Below are 14,017 nucleotides of genomic sequence, written 5' to 3'. Positions count from 1 at the left end.
ACTCCTTTATACTGTTGTAATATTCTTCAATTTTTTACTTTTAATCTTTGCAAACTCTTGCATATCTGTAACTTCATCCATTTCATCAACAATTTCAACACCCAAAAGTGTCTCTAAAGCATCTTCAAGTGTTACAACACCACTTGTTTGTCCATAACTATCTTGAACAATAAATAAATGTGATTTTCTTCGTAAAAAAGAGTCTATTAAAACTGATACTGATAAACTTTCTGAAACCTTATGAACAGGTATCATAATCTCATCTAAAGTCTTATTTTTCTTCTTTTTTAATCTCTGTTCTAAAATAGTTTGACTAAAAACAACTCCTACAATATCATCTATTGTCTCATTAAAAACTGGAATTCTTGAGTGAATATATAACTTTTCATTATCTACTGCTTCTTTTATTGTAGTTTGAGAATCAAAGGCAAAAACTACACTTCTTGGAGTCATAATATCTTCTGTCTTTATACTTTTTAACTTAAATAAATTCTCTATAAAATCACTCTCTTTTGCTTGAATACTCCCCTCTTTTTCACTTAGAGTGACTAATGCCATAATTTCATCTTTAGAGAAGTTTATCTCATCTTTTTTATTTTTTTGAATATAGTTTGTAATTTTTGTTCCAAACCAAATAAATGGATATGTTACTTTTATTAAAAATGAGATTATATAAGCTGTAGGAACTAAAAATCTTTTCCAATACAATGCTGCGTAAGTTTTTGGATATATTTCAGTTATATATAAAACCAAAAGTGTAAGAATAAATGCAACTAAACTTTGCCACTGTTCACCAAACACAATAGCAGCTTGAGCACCAACACCCGCTGCTCCCATAGTATGAGCAAAAGTATTTAAAGTCAAAATTGCAGCTATTGATTTATCAATATCACCTTTCATCTCTTTTACCAAATTTATACTTTTTTGACTATAACTATCTTTGTCCATACTCTCAATATATGAGTGAGTAGAAGATAAAACTGTTGCTTCTAAAATAGAGCAAAGAGTTGAAAAAAATAGTGCTAAAAACAGATATAAAAATAGTAATGTCATCTCTTATTAGTTCCTTAAATATATGTATTTGTTGTTTTATAATACCACAATCTATCCCAAATTCTTAAAACTGCAATTCATATCTTTTTTCTAAATTTGTATTTTTCAAAATACTATTTATAGATATTCCTTGAAACCCTTGAAAATCAAATAAATATGTATATAAGTTTTCATTAAAAAGTTTAAAATATATCTCATTTATAAACTCTGTACAGTATAAAGTATCATTATCTAGCATAAAATAGTAATCAAATTTAATCTTAGATTTTTCATAATCCTCTAATATTTTTTTTAAATTTTCCTCTTCAAAACTATTTTTAACTCGATATACTGCGATTTTTTTTGCATTTTTTGTGAAATCTAAAACAGATTGTATCTTTAAATCATCACTTTGTTCATCTGCTTCCATATGATAAATTAAAGTTTTTTCATCAACTTTTAAAACAATCCCTATATGAGAGTAAGGAGAATTATCAATATTTGAGAACATATCACTTAAAATATTTGCCTCTTTTCTAAAAATAATATCCCCACTTTTTAGTTCAACTAGAGTTCTAATATTTTCACTGCTTAAATCATTTTTATTTTTATCTAAAAATTTCATTACCTCATAATAAGCAAAAAATAGTAAAAATATTAATGCTATAAACCTAATTTTCATTATTTTTTAATACTAACTTTCCATTGTTCATCTAATTTTTGAAGTTCAAGAGTATTATTTTTTACACCATCTTTTGTTTTTTCTTCAACTATTACAGTTGCACTTACTTTATTATTATCCTTCACATCAAGCACTTTAAAACTACTCATATCTTTAAAAATATCTTTCATACAAGCTGATAATTCACTCTCTTGTTTTAAATCTTTATTAAAACATCCCATAGTAAAAGTTAATCCCATTAATCTTTGAGTTGTTTCTGTAGAATATTTTTTATATGTCGCTACATCTCCATTTTTTAAAGATGTATAAAATTTTTCTGTTGCTTCTTTTGGACTTTCTGTTCCACAAGCTGTAAATAAAACAGTACTTGCAACTGCTAAAATTGAAGCTTTTAAACCCCTTCTCATATTTTGCCTTTTTGTTTATTTATAGAACAATATCAAAAATTTACTTACATTTAAAATTTTATCTATAAATAAAAGTAGTTTTTAATTATTTTTTTGATATTTTATCACTTTATTTTAATGGAGATATAATGTTAAACTATAAATTTATGATACCTATTTTGTTATTAAATAGTTATCTTTTTTCTTCAAATATCAATTTAGAGCTAAAAAACTCTCTAAATAAAAGTGTGAATTCAACTTTAATAAAAGCAGATAGGCTAAAAAATTATTATTCAAATAATGATATTAAAAGTTACTGGGTAGATGAGAATGGCTTAAAAAAAATATCTTTGGAATTTATAAATTTAGTAAAAAATGATCCTGTTTATAAGCCAAAAGTAAATGAACTTTTTAAAATAAATGAACTTGAAACAAAAATTTCTAATTTAGATAAATCTCTATCTTCTTATAATAAGGATTTATTATATATTGAATTATTATTGACTGAAATTTATGATAAATATACAAATTTCTTATTAAAAGGTTCAATTAATTGGGAAGAATTTAAAGAAAAATTAAAAGAGTTAAAATTAAAAGATATTGATGCTCAATGGGATAGAGTATTTATAAAAAAAGATAATAAACAGATATTAAAAGAGATGATAGATACAAATAACATTTCAGTAATTACAGAAAAAGTAGATACAAATTATCCAGGTAAAAAAGAGTTAATTGAGGCTATTTCAAATTTAGAAAAAGTTATAGAAAATGGTGATTATAAAAAACTTCCTAAATTTAAAACTCTAAGAGCTGGAGATTATGGAGAAAATGTAAAATCTCTAAGAGATAGATTAATTCAAAGTAATGATTTAGCAAAAGCCTGTCAAAGCGTTGTGAATGTTGAAACTTTAGTTACAAATAGTATAAAAGATGAACAAAATCCAGATATACAAGAGATAATAGAAGAGAAAGTTTCTAAAGAGATTCCTTGTGAAGAGTATTTTGATGAAGATTTAAAAAATGCTGTTATTAATTTTCAAAAACAGCATGGTCTAATGGCTGATGGAATAGTTGGTTATTCAACACAAATATTTTTAAATAAAAGTGCAAAAGATAAAATAAAACAGATTAGATTAAATATAGAGAGAATGAGATGGCTTCCTAGAGATTTTGGAGAAAAATATCTATTGATAAATATTCCTGAATATAATCTAAAAATGATTGAAGATAATCAAATAAAACTTGATATGGCTGTAATTGTAGGAGATGTAAAATTCCCTACTCCTGTTTTCTCAGATAAAATGTCTTATGTTGTATTAAATCCAACTTGGAATATACCTACAAGTATAGTAAAAAAAGAGGTAATTCCAAAATTAATAAAAGATCCAAACTATCTAAATAGTAAAGAAATTAGTGCATTTGGTAATTGGAGAGATGAAAGTGAAGCTATTAGCAATAAAGATTTAATAGATAGTATAATATTAGAAAATCCAGAGGCCCTAGAAGGGTTAAGATTAGCTCAAGCTCCAGGAACTCAAAATCCACTTGGAAGAATGAAGTTTATGTTCCCAAATAAACATGCTGTATATTTACATGATACTCCAAATAAATATCTATTTGCAAATGCAAGAAGAGCTTATTCTCATGGTTGTGTAAGACTTTCTAAACCTAATGAGCTTTTAAATTTACTTTCAGAAAATAATCAAAATATAGACCAAAATAAAGTTACAGAAATCTTAAAAGAGAATAAAGAAAAAGCAATAAATTTAAATCAAAAACTTCCAATTCATATTATATACCTTACTTCTTGGATTGATAAAGATGGTACTTTGCAGTTTAGAGAAGATATTTATAACTATGATAAATTACAAAGAGAGCTACTTTTTTAAGCTCTCTTCTCTCACTTTATAATAGAAATATTTTTTAATATATGTTTTATATTATCTACTGTTAATCTATGACTCTCATCTAAAACTTTCATAAAAAATCTCACTTCAGCATTTGTAAAACCATCTGGTTCTTTCTCTTTTATAGATACTTCATCATTACCACAAAGTCTTACTCTTTGTAATTTTTCATTTGTCTCTTTTACATAATATACTATATCTATTTCTGATTGATTTATTTTTTCTAAAGTTACAATTACTTTATCCTCTTTTACAATATAACAAAAATCACTAAATAACTCTTTAAAGTCACTACTATTTATATATCCTATATAAAGCTTTGTATAAATATCAAAATAAAGAGACATTTTAGGGCTTGAAAAAAATCTTAAATCAACTTCAAATTTTGGGTGCTTTCTTGCTACATTTAAAATCCACTCCAAAGTTGGGAAATATGGGAATTTCTTATATTTTATACTATAAGCTTCTATAAATTTACTATTTTCTGGAGCTTTTAGTGTTTGAAGCTCATTTTTTACCTTTTTTGCAAATATTATTTTTTCTATCAAATCATTATCAGTTAAATCATTTGTTAGCCAAATAGTTGCATATGATGGAAAATTTTTAACTCCTGTTGAACCTTTTGTTAAAACTATTAAGGACTTAATCTCTAAAGTAGGAAAAATAATTTTTAAGAGTGCATATTTCTTTGCCAATCTTTTATTTAAACTTGCAGTTTTTTTTGATGTACTCATCTCTACAAAATATAAACTATCTTCTGTAAAAAACAGTGCATCAAATTCACTGATATCTTTATATGCAGATTTATAAACTATTTGTGAACTTCTATCTATTAAAAGTCCACTTTTTATAAATTGGTTCTCTTTTGCTTGATATGGTCCTTTTAGAACAAAACTTTTTATCTCATCTTGCTCTTGTACATATTTTAAAAGTAACTCATAAATAATATTTTCATAAATCTCCCCAACAAAACTACTATATGCTGTTATATATGAAACTTCCTCTTTTGAAATATTATTTTTAACTAAAGCTTTTAGAGTTTTACTATCATAAGAGTAGTGTAAAAGGTTATCTTTTATATCATCTATTTCTAAATTTTTTATCTTTTCTGTAATCTTAAATTGCATTTCTTAAATCTTTTTTTTATAATTTACTTAATTATACTAAATCTTTTCAAAAATTAATACTTTTAATCCGTTTTCATCGCTACTTGAAATAAACTCTTTTGGATTTTCTACTCTTTTTATAAATTTAAAATTTAAAGCAAACTCTTTAAATATATCTTTTAAATAAGAACTAGTTAAAAATGGGTCATTTAAACAAGCAACAACAAAACTTCCTTTTTGTGTAAAAGAGTCTAATCTTTTTATAATTTTTGCATAATCATTTGTTGCAATAAAAGAGCCTTTCTGAAAAGATGGTGGGTCAATTATCACAATATCAAAAGGGGATTGCTGTTTTATTTTTCCAAAAGATTTTAAAATGTTATGCGGGAAAAATTTTACATTTTTTGTATCTAAATTGTTCAAATGATGATTTAATCTTCCAATATTTAAACTATTTTTTCCCATATCAATATTTACAACCCTAGAAGCACCTCCAAAAATAGAGACAACAGAAAAAGCACAAGTATAAGAAAAAAGATTTAATACACTTCTATTTTTTGAAATAGATTTTATATACTCTCTTGTATTTTTCATATCAAAAAATAGCCCAATATTTTTATTTCTAAAATCAATTTTATATTTTAGACCATTTTCAATAACAAAAAAATCTTCAGGAATATCTCCCAAAATAGCTTCAAAGAAATCACTATTTTTATATTTTCTCTGTAAAATAAGATTTCTAAAATCATTTTTTATTGCAATATTTTTTAAAATTTTAATTATCTCTACTTCAAGACTATTTTCTTCATAAAAAGTTGTAAAAAGAGTGTCATTTAAACTATCAATAGTTAAAAATGATAAATTTTCATAAAAATTTCCACGACCATGAAATACTCTTTTTACTTCAATAGTTTTATCTTTTAAATTATTAATTATTATATTTTCTAATTTTTCTAAATTCATAGAGCTGATTATAGCCAATTTTACACAATTATTTCATAATTTTTTTATAAGTTCCGCCCAATTTATCATATTAAAAAAGGTTCGCATGCTTTTTAATAGTTATGAGTTTTTACTCATATTTTTACCAATTACTTTAATCTTATATTTTTACCTAAACTCTATAAGAATGGTAACACTAAGTAAACTAATGCTCGTACTTGCTAGTTTATTTTTCTACTCATGGTGGAATCCTATTTATTTGATTCTAATTTTAGGAAGTATGATTTTCAACTTTTTAGTTGGAAAATCTTTAGGAAAAAGTGCTTCAAAATCTATACTTACCTTTGGAATTATTGGAAATGTTGCACTTTTAGCATATTTTAAATATGCAGATTTTTTTATAGAAAACTTTAATTGGGCATTTAATAGTGAAACACCTTTACTTCATCTAGCCCTACCATTAGCAATTAGTTATTTTACTTTTCAGCAAATTGCCTTTTTAGTTGATAATTATAGAGGAGAAGTAAGAGAGTTTAGTTTTTTAAACTATTCACTATTTATAACTTTCTTTCCACAACTTCTTATGGGTCCAATAGTTCACCACAAAGAGATGATGCCACAATTTGCTCTAAAATGGAGAAGCATTTTAAGATGGGAAAATATATCCTTAGGACTATTTATTTTTGCAATAGGATTAGCAAAAAAGACTTTAATAGGTGATCCACTAACTGATTATGCACAATATGCTTTTGATAATGCCCAAAAATTAACTATGATTGAAGCTTGGTATGCTTCAACTTCTTATGTTTTATCATACTATTTTGACCTTTCAGGATATGCTGATATGGCTATAGGTATTGCAAAAATGTTTAATATTGATTTACCAAAGAACTTTAACTCTCCATATAAAGCAAGAAATTTTGCTGATTATTGGAGAAGATGGCATATGACACTAAGTCGATTTTTAGGGGACTATATCTACAAAAGTTTAGGTGGAAATAAAAATATCGTTTGGATTATATACTTAAATATTATGATTACATTTTTTATATCTGGATTTTGGCATGGAGCTGGTTGGACATTTATTGTTTGGGGATTATTAAATGGTATTTTTGTAGTAATGGCTCATATTATGAAAAAAGCAAACCTTCAGATGAACTTCTATGTAGCTTGGTTTTTAATGTTTATTGGATTGATTATAACTAGAACTCTATTTGTTGCAAAAGATTTTAATGATGCTTGGTATGTAACAAAAACTATGTTTAATCCTATGAATCTAAAATTTGAATCTCTATATCATATTGACCCAATTTATCAAAGTTTTTATATAGTTGTAGCTTTGATTTTAGCTTTAGGATTTAAAAATAGTGGTGAAATTGCTGAAAATTTCAAACCAAATTTAAAATATACTCTTTATACAATAGTGCTTTTAAGTGCTAGTTTATTCACTTTTTCAAGTGCAAAAGAGTTTTTATACTTTCAATTTTAGGAAAAAAAGATGAAAAAACATAAAATTTATATCTTTGCTTCAATATTTTTCTCTTTTTTAATCTTTTGTTTGGGAATTGGTATAAAATATATTATTGACCCTGTTGGATTAAATAATAGGTTTGATACAGGGCTTTATAAAGATGTTGCTTTAGCGTATAGAACTCAAAAATTTGTAGAACTAAACAATTTTAAACCAGATACTTTAATAATTGGTGGGAGTAGAGTTCACTATTTAGATAATAATGACTTAGAAAAATATACTCAAGATAGAGTTTATAATTTGGGTTTTAGTTTTTCAACTTTGGAAGAGCAATACTACTATTTAAAATACTCTTTGGAACATTTTCCTATAAAAAATATTGTAATTGGGCTAAATTTATATCCATTTAGTCAAAGATTAGAGGATAATAATAGCGATTTTGACAAAGATTTGCTTGAAGATGGTTTTACGATATTTAAACAAATAAAACACTATGTTGAAGTACCACTTTTTAAATACCTTAAATATGTTTTAAATAATAAAAATATAGAAGCAACCTATAAAGATGGTGGAATAACAGCATATCACCAAAGTATAGTTATAAAAAATAATCCTAAAGAGCCTATGTGGGAAAATACTTTAAAAGGTTATAAAGAGAAATATGAAAACTTTTTAGAGTGGGGAGAGGATAGTTTAACTTACTATAAAATGATAGTTGAACTTTGTGAAAAATATGATGTAAATCTAAAAGTTTTTACAACAGCTGTTCAGTCTGATTTATTAAAACTTCTTCAAGAAACAGATAAAATGGATGTTTTCTATATTTGGAAAGAGGAGTTAGCAAAAATCTATCCTTATTGGGATTTTATGTATGAAAATAGTATTACAAATAATAAAGATGCTTATATTGACCCATCTCATTTAAAACAAGAGTATGGATATTTATATTTTGCAAGATTATTTAATGATAAAAATGTGGAAGTTCCAAAAGATTTTGGAGTATATATAAAGAAAAAGTAGAGAAAATCTCTACTATTTCATATAACTATTTTGTAATTTTATCTATAAAATTACTTACAGGTGTTACTAATTTTTGTAAAAGCATACTTACAAGAATAAATACAACCATCCAAACAATTACAGCTGCCCAAGAAGGTAAATAATCAAAGAAAATATCATATCTTCCCATTAAAGGCCAATGGATTAAATAAACTTCATATGAAAATGCTCCATAAATAGCTAAAAATCTACTCTCAACTTTTTTAAGTACAAAAATCACAACAAATGCCATCATAATAACTATACAAGCTAATTGTTCAACTAAATAGTTTTCTTTAAAAATAGATTTTAACATAGGCCAATCTTTTCCACTTGTATGTTGAGAAACATAAGCTACAACAACTGCCATAATCAAAATAACTATATATCTAGGAATATTTGTATTATCTCTAAAATTTTTAATAGACTCAACTAATTTATTTGTCTCATTTGGTTTTATAGCTAAAAAATAAGCCATTAAAATACCAATAGAAAATGCTACTGAGTGGAGTCTATGAAGCCAATTACTTCCTAAATCTAGTGGATTTGTTCCACCAATAATTAAAGCAATAACAGCTAAGATAATAGCAGTTAGCCAAGGTGCTTTTTTGATAAAAAATAGTGGAAAAAGAATATAAAACATCATCATCCAAGTAATATACCAAAATGGTGAGTTTACATCAGCAAAACCATCAGCAGTTGGGAAAAACCCTAAAGCAGATTTTAACATATACATAAATCCATAATTTTTATCTAAGAAAATAAAATCAGCAATAAACATAATAATTAAAGCTATCCAAAATGGAATAAAAATTTTAATTACTCTTTTTTTATAAAACTCCAAAGTTCCCATTGGTCTTTTCATCATTCCAACAGTTAATCCAAATCCAGACATAAGTAAGAATAGGTCAACCCCAACTCCAGCTATTGTAGAAAGAGGATATAAAAATTCCCAATTATTTACTTTCATATAAGTAAAATGAGCAAAAACGACGGTTAAAATCCCCAAACCTTTTAACTCATTTGTAACACTAATTGGAAAAACATCATTGTGAGAAGTTCTTCTTAAAGTCAAAAATGTAACAAGCAAAAATGCAACAATTACAATCTGAGTCGCTAATTGAACATCATCTGTAATCTTAAATGTAACCTGCCCCAAAGCCATTGGCTGTCTCCTTTTGAAATAAATATTTTAATATAATATCTTAAATATATTTATTTATAACTTTGTTAAATAAATAGTTTAGTTATCCATCCATTTTTTTATATTTATTATCAGTTCATTTGGAAATTCAAGCGAAATATTATGACTACTACCTACTCTTTTTATCAAATTTATATTATGTTTTTCATTCTCTAATTTCACAATAGCTTCTTTATCTAGCAATCTATCATCACTACTATAAAACATTGTTACAGGAACTTTTAACTCTTTTAACTCTTTACTTAAATCAACTCTATAAAAAGTACTTTCAAGTTGTGATATAAACTCATCTTTACCCATTTCATTGAACATTTCAACTATAGTTTGTAACAAATCTAAATCATCTATATTTTGTTCTTCAACTAAAGTTTTTGCCTTTTGCAAATCTAAACTTATCTCATTATTTACTTTAGCAAATTCTAACTTCTCTTTTCTTCTAGCTAACTCTAAATCTGAAGTTTTTGCAGGAGTTGCACTTAACATAAAAAGTTTTTTTACTCTTTGTGGAAACTTTATTGTAAAATATGAGGCTATGTAACCACCCAAAGAAAAGCCTAAAAGATTGATTTTCTCATCTTTTATCTGTTCACATAAAATCCTATTAATCTCATCAAAATTAGTACTTCTTGGAATTTTTATATGAATAATCTCATAATCTTTTTCCAATTCTGGCAAAACTCTTTTCCATAATTTTTCATTTGTCATAAGCCCTGGTATAAAATATATTTTTTCTTTCATTTTATAAAACCTTTTAAATTTTTACAAATTTTACACAAAGCCAACTTAATGAGCTAATATTATATATACAAATAATAAGTTTTACTTATTTATATAAAATTAAGTAATCTTATATAATAATCTCAAAAAATTTATGGAGAAAGATATGAATACATTTGATAAAATAAGAGCTTTTTGTAGACCATTTAGAATTATTATAGGATTAGTTTTGATAGCTATTGGATATTTTACATCAAATAGTTGGTTTTATTTAGGGGTAATTCCATTGATAGCTGGGATTATGAACTTTTGTCCACTTTGTAGAATTAGTGGAAAATGTACACCAAAAATTAAAAAATAGAGTTTAAGAAGTAAAATTACTTCTTAAATTTAATTGTTAGCATTCCACAAAATTTATTATCTTTATAAAATTCTGTTCTATATTCACTATTTTTTGTATCTATTGAATAAGAGTTTTGTATATCATCTTTTCTTAATAAAATATCATCTTCACTATCAACTCCATCTTTACTAAAACCTATGATATTTACTCTATAAGGAGATTTTTCTATCTTAAAACTATTTTCTACTTCTATAATCTGCCCTAATTTTGTTTCAACTATTTTTCCATCAACCTCTAGTTTTATCTTATCTTTTGGCTCATAAATTTCAAAAATTTGTGGTGTTAAAGTAGTAACCCTTTGATTCCCAATATAAACTTCAAAACCATTTTTTACACTTTTTACATTTCCTATACTATGTTCAAAATCAAAACTATTTTTTGAAGCTTTCATAGGAACAAATCTAAGTTCATTTTTTATATCTGATAAATCAAATTTTATATTGTTATTTATTGTTAAAGTTCCAAATTCAAATAGTAATTTTTGAACAGTATCATAACTATTTAAGTCAAAATCTCTTTCAAATTCAATTTCCATAACATTCATAAACTCTTCAATTGATTTTAATTGATAAATTACTTTATGAACAAGATCTGTTATATTTTTACTTGTTTCTATTGCAAAGGCTGGTTTATTATTTGTTACGGCAAAATATGTAAGTGATAATTGTTGCTCTTCATCTTTTGCTTTTGTTTCAGTATTTTTTACACCAAAATAGTGAAAATCTTGAAATAACTTATCATTATTTAAAGAGTCTCTTACTTTTGAAGCTATCTCATCTAAATTTCCAAACTTCTCTAAAGAGTGTATTTTTTCTTGATCAATAATTGTTGCTTGTCCCCAAGCATTTGGATTAAAAATTGAATTTTCATACTCTTTTCTATAAAAACCGTGTCCATCATGTAAATTTAAAACCAATTCAACTTTTTTATCTGTAATTATATTTTTAATTTTTTGAATATTTACAAAATCTGGATCATTTTTATCAATAGTACTAAATTTCCTATTCATATCTTTATAAAGACCTCTTGTATTTGCAACCATACTATCAATATTAACACTAGGTGCCACCCAAACACTACCTTTTATTATTTTATAATGTTTTTGAAAAAATGCTGGTGCAAAGTAACCACCTGGCTCATCTCCATGAATTCCACCAATAATTAAAAGAGTGTGACCTTTTTCTACTCCATCTTTTTTATATAAAGTAAAATCTTTGTTTGTATCTGCATAAATATTTGTTATAAAAAATAGAATAAAAATAAAAAACTTCATATTTCTCCTAGATTGTGCTAAAAATTATAAAAAATGGTTTGTATAATATCTAAAGAGTTGTTAGAGATGAATTAAGATTATATTTTATTTAGTTTCTATATTTAAGTACAAATTTACTATATTAAAATATTAATAAATAAAAAATATGGATAAAGAAAATAATGAATAAAAAAACTATAAAAATATTTGATGAACTTATACAATTAAGCAATTATTCTTTTGTAAATAATCTAAATAGTGACCCCGATGCAAAATATAATGGAGATAATAAATTTTCAAGAGAAGTTTTTAGTGGGCATTATATTCCTGTACAGCCAACTGCTATAAAAGAGCCTATATATATTTCTCACAGTAAAAACTTTTTTGAAGAATTAGGTTTTAGTGAAGAATTAATAAAATTGAGCGATTTTATAAAACTATTTTCAGGAGATATGGAAAATATTTCTAATTTAAAGCAAAATATAGGTTGGGCAACTGGATATGCACTATCTATCTATGGTACAGAGTATTATGCCCAATGCCCTTTTCAAACTGGAAATGGCTATGGAGATGGTAGAGCAATTTCTGTTTTAGAAGCAATAATAAACGGTAAAAGATGGGAGTTTCAATTAAAAGGTGCAGGAAAAACTCCATATTGCAGAGGTGCAGATGGAAGGGCAGTTTTAAGGTCAAGTATTAGAGAGTTTTTAGCTCAAGAGCATATGTATTCCCTTGGAGTTCCAACATCTAGGTCTTTGACTCTATTTACTTCTAAAAAAGAGCAAGTAACTAGACCTTGGTTTAGAGATAATTCTTACTCAAAAGACCCTGAAATTAGCATTGAAGAAGATGTTGCCATCACTACTAGGGTTGCATCCTCATTTATAAGAGTTGGGCAACTTGAACTTTTTGGAAGACGAGCTAGAAAAAATGAACATAAAGATGCTTTAAAAGAGTTAGAAATGATTGTTTTGCATTTGATTGATAGAGAGTATAGTGAAGAAATCAATCAAGATTTAAGTTTAGATGAAAAAATAATATTACTTGCAATTGAGTTCCAAAATCGTCTTACTTCACTAGTAGCTAACTGGATACGAGTTGGATACTGTCAAGGAAATTTTAATAGTGATAATTGTGCAGCTGGAGGTTTTACTCTTGATTATGGGCCATTTGGATTTATAGAAATGTTTGAGCCAAAATATCAATCTTGGACAAATGGAGGAATGCACTTTTCATTTTTTAATCAGCCAATTGCTGCACAAAAAAACTTTAAATCATTTTGTAGTTCTCTAAAACCATTAATTAATTTAAATAAAGAGGCTTTAGAAGAACTAGAAAAAATTGAAAATAACTTTTTAAATGTTATGCAAGAAAAGATGCAAAATATGTGGGCTAGTAAGTTGGGATTAGAAAATTTTGATTTTGAACTTTTTGAGGAGCTTATAAATCTTATGATTTATACGAAGGTGGATTATACAATCTTTTTTAGAGAGTTATCAAATATTCCTGATGATGTTAGCGGTCTTGAAAAAAGCTTTTATGGAAGTTTGGAAGATGAAACTATAAAAGCTAGATGGAATAGTTGGCTTGAAAATTGGAAATCACAAATAAATGTAAATGATAAAGAAACTAAAGAAAAACTTTCAACGAAAATGAAACTAACTAATCCAAAATATACTTTAAGAGAATGGCATCTTGTTCGCGCATATCAAGAAGCACAAAATGAAAACTATGAACCAGTAAATGAACTACAAGAGATAATGACAAATCCATATGAAGAACAAAGTAAAGAGATAGAAGAGAAATACTATGCTAAAAAACCAAAAGACTTTTTTGGAATAGCTGGTATTTCACATGTTAGTTGTTCGTCTTAAATA

At 25.7% G+C, this 14,017-nt stretch carries 13 protein-coding genes; 5 read left to right on the top strand and 8 right to left on the bottom strand.

Annotated features, from left to right (window positions below):
* Positions 1-6 precede the first annotated feature (6 nt).
* The 3 genes from AFAEC_RS04225 to AFAEC_RS04215 all read right to left on the bottom strand — a co-directional run bounded on the left by AFAEC_RS04225 (position 7) and on the right by AFAEC_RS04215 (position 2,121).
* Complete coding sequence (locus AFAEC_RS04225) at positions 7-1,053, bottom strand: CNNM domain-containing protein (protein ID WP_026805828.1); 1,047 nt, start codon at positions 1,051-1,053, stop codon at positions 7-9.
* Between the two features lie 64 nt (positions 1,054-1,117).
* Positions 1,118-1,714 carry a YiiX/YebB-like N1pC/P60 family cysteine hydrolase gene (locus AFAEC_RS04220; protein WP_051487553.1) on the bottom strand — a complete coding sequence of 199 codons (597 nt, stop codon included), beginning with the start codon at positions 1,712-1,714 and terminating at the stop codon, positions 1,118-1,120.
* The gene (locus tag AFAEC_RS04215) at positions 1,714-2,121 is read right to left on the bottom strand and encodes a DUF4878 domain-containing protein (RefSeq protein ID WP_026805829.1); all 408 of its coding nucleotides are present in this window, start codon (positions 2,119-2,121) and stop codon (positions 1,714-1,716) included. The genes AFAEC_RS04220 and AFAEC_RS04215 overlap by 1 nt, the downstream gene beginning before the upstream one ends.
* 128 nt (positions 2,122-2,249) lie before the next feature.
* Between AFAEC_RS04215 and AFAEC_RS04210 the strand changes: the two genes are divergently transcribed.
* A complete protein-coding gene (locus AFAEC_RS04210) occupies positions 2,250-3,989 on the top strand; it encodes a L,D-transpeptidase family protein (protein ID WP_051487556.1) in 1,740 nt (579 codons plus the stop codon).
* Between the two features lie 11 nt (positions 3,990-4,000).
* Here the strand turns inward: AFAEC_RS04210 and AFAEC_RS04205 are convergent, their stop codons facing one another.
* Together AFAEC_RS04205 and AFAEC_RS04200 are read right to left on the bottom strand one after the other, a co-directional pair.
* Positions 4,001-5,134 (bottom strand): hypothetical protein, encoded by a 1,134-nt coding sequence (locus tag AFAEC_RS04205; protein ID WP_026805830.1) that lies wholly within the window; start codon positions 5,132-5,134, stop codon positions 4,001-4,003.
* Between the two features lie 36 nt (positions 5,135-5,170).
* Positions 5,171-6,076 (bottom strand): class I SAM-dependent methyltransferase, encoded by a 906-nt coding sequence (locus AFAEC_RS04200; protein ID WP_026805831.1) that lies wholly within the window; start codon positions 6,074-6,076, stop codon positions 5,171-5,173.
* An 85-nt stretch (positions 6,077-6,161) separates the two neighbouring features.
* On the opposite strand from AFAEC_RS04200, the gene AFAEC_RS04195 reads away from it, so the two are divergent.
* Positions 6,162-7,544, top strand: coding sequence for an MBOAT family O-acyltransferase (locus tag AFAEC_RS04195; protein ID WP_026805832.1), 1,383 nt, complete (start codon positions 6,162-6,164; stop codon positions 7,542-7,544).
* Positions 7,545-7,553: 9 nt separating this feature from the next.
* A complete protein-coding gene (locus AFAEC_RS04190) occupies positions 7,554-8,546 on the top strand; it encodes a hypothetical protein (RefSeq protein ID WP_026805833.1) in 993 nt (330 codons plus the stop codon).
* 25 nt (positions 8,547-8,571) lie between these two features.
* On the opposite strand, the gene AFAEC_RS04185 is transcribed toward AFAEC_RS04190, so the two are convergent.
* Both AFAEC_RS04185 and AFAEC_RS04180 read right to left on the bottom strand, forming a co-directional pair.
* Positions 8,572-9,729, bottom strand: a complete 1,158-nt coding sequence (locus AFAEC_RS04185; RefSeq protein WP_225442400.1) for an acyltransferase family protein — start codon at positions 9,727-9,729, stop codon at positions 8,572-8,574.
* Positions 9,730-9,807: 78 nt separating this feature from the next.
* Entirely contained in the window at positions 9,808-10,506 is a 699-nt protein-coding gene (locus AFAEC_RS04180) for an alpha/beta fold hydrolase (RefSeq protein WP_026805835.1), read from the bottom strand.
* A 145-nt stretch (positions 10,507-10,651) separates the two neighbouring features.
* Between AFAEC_RS04180 and AFAEC_RS04175 the strand changes: the two genes are divergently transcribed.
* Positions 10,652-10,846, top strand: coding sequence for a YgaP family membrane protein (locus AFAEC_RS04175; RefSeq protein ID WP_026805836.1), 195 nt, complete (start codon positions 10,652-10,654; stop codon positions 10,844-10,846).
* 16 nt (positions 10,847-10,862) lie between these two features.
* Here AFAEC_RS04175 and AFAEC_RS04170 read toward each other — a convergent pair whose 3' ends face one another.
* The gene (locus tag AFAEC_RS04170) at positions 10,863-12,161 is read right to left on the bottom strand and encodes a M99 family carboxypeptidase catalytic domain-containing protein (RefSeq protein WP_026805837.1); all 1,299 of its coding nucleotides are present in this window, start codon (positions 12,159-12,161) and stop codon (positions 10,863-10,865) included.
* Between the two features lie 161 nt (positions 12,162-12,322).
* On the opposite strand from AFAEC_RS04170, the gene AFAEC_RS04165 reads away from it, so the two are divergent.
* Positions 12,323-14,014: a protein adenylyltransferase SelO family protein gene (locus tag AFAEC_RS04165; RefSeq protein ID WP_034216434.1), complete on the top strand. Its 1,692-nt coding sequence runs from the start codon at positions 12,323-12,325 to the stop codon at positions 14,012-14,014.
* Positions 14,015-14,017: the final 3 nt, after the last annotated feature.

Origin of the sequence: Aliarcobacter faecis (assembly GCF_013201705.1) — a bacterium.
Lineage (GTDB): Bacteria > Campylobacterota > Campylobacteria > Campylobacterales > Arcobacteraceae > Aliarcobacter > Aliarcobacter faecis.
This window is presented reverse-complemented; position numbering and strand designations above follow the sequence as displayed.

Coding starts and splice junctions, on each gene's coding strand:
- AFAEC_RS04225 (WP_026805828.1), bottom strand. CDS start 1,053: ATGACATTACTATTTTTATATCTGTTTTTAGCACTATTTTTTTCAACT.
- AFAEC_RS04220 (WP_051487553.1), bottom strand. CDS start 1,714: ATGAAAATTAGGTTTATAGCATTAATATTTTTACTATTTTTTGCTTAT.
- AFAEC_RS04215 (WP_026805829.1), bottom strand. CDS start 2,121: ATGAGAAGGGGTTTAAAAGCTTCAATTTTAGCAGTTGCAAGTACTGTT.
- AFAEC_RS04210 (WP_051487556.1), top strand. CDS start 2,250: ATGTTAAACTATAAATTTATGATACCTATTTTGTTATTAAATAGTTAT.
- AFAEC_RS04205 (WP_026805830.1), bottom strand. CDS start 5,134: ATGCAATTTAAGATTACAGAAAAGATAAAAAATTTAGAAATAGATGAT.
- AFAEC_RS04200 (WP_026805831.1), bottom strand. CDS start 6,076: ATGAATTTAGAAAAATTAGAAAATATAATAATTAATAATTTAAAAGAT.
- AFAEC_RS04195 (WP_026805832.1), top strand. CDS start 6,162: ATGCTTTTTAATAGTTATGAGTTTTTACTCATATTTTTACCAATTACT.
- AFAEC_RS04190 (WP_026805833.1), top strand. CDS start 7,554: ATGAAAAAACATAAAATTTATATCTTTGCTTCAATATTTTTCTCTTTT.
- AFAEC_RS04185 (WP_225442400.1), bottom strand. CDS start 9,729: ATGGCTTTGGGGCAGGTTACATTTAAGATTACAGATGATGTTCAATTA.
- AFAEC_RS04180 (WP_026805835.1), bottom strand. CDS start 10,506: ATGAAAGAAAAAATATATTTTATACCAGGGCTTATGACAAATGAAAAA.
- AFAEC_RS04175 (WP_026805836.1), top strand. CDS start 10,652: ATGAATACATTTGATAAAATAAGAGCTTTTTGTAGACCATTTAGAATT.
- AFAEC_RS04170 (WP_026805837.1), bottom strand. CDS start 12,161: ATGAAGTTTTTTATTTTTATTCTATTTTTTATAACAAATATTTATGCA.
- AFAEC_RS04165 (WP_034216434.1), top strand. CDS start 12,323: ATGAATAAAAAAACTATAAAAATATTTGATGAACTTATACAATTAAGC.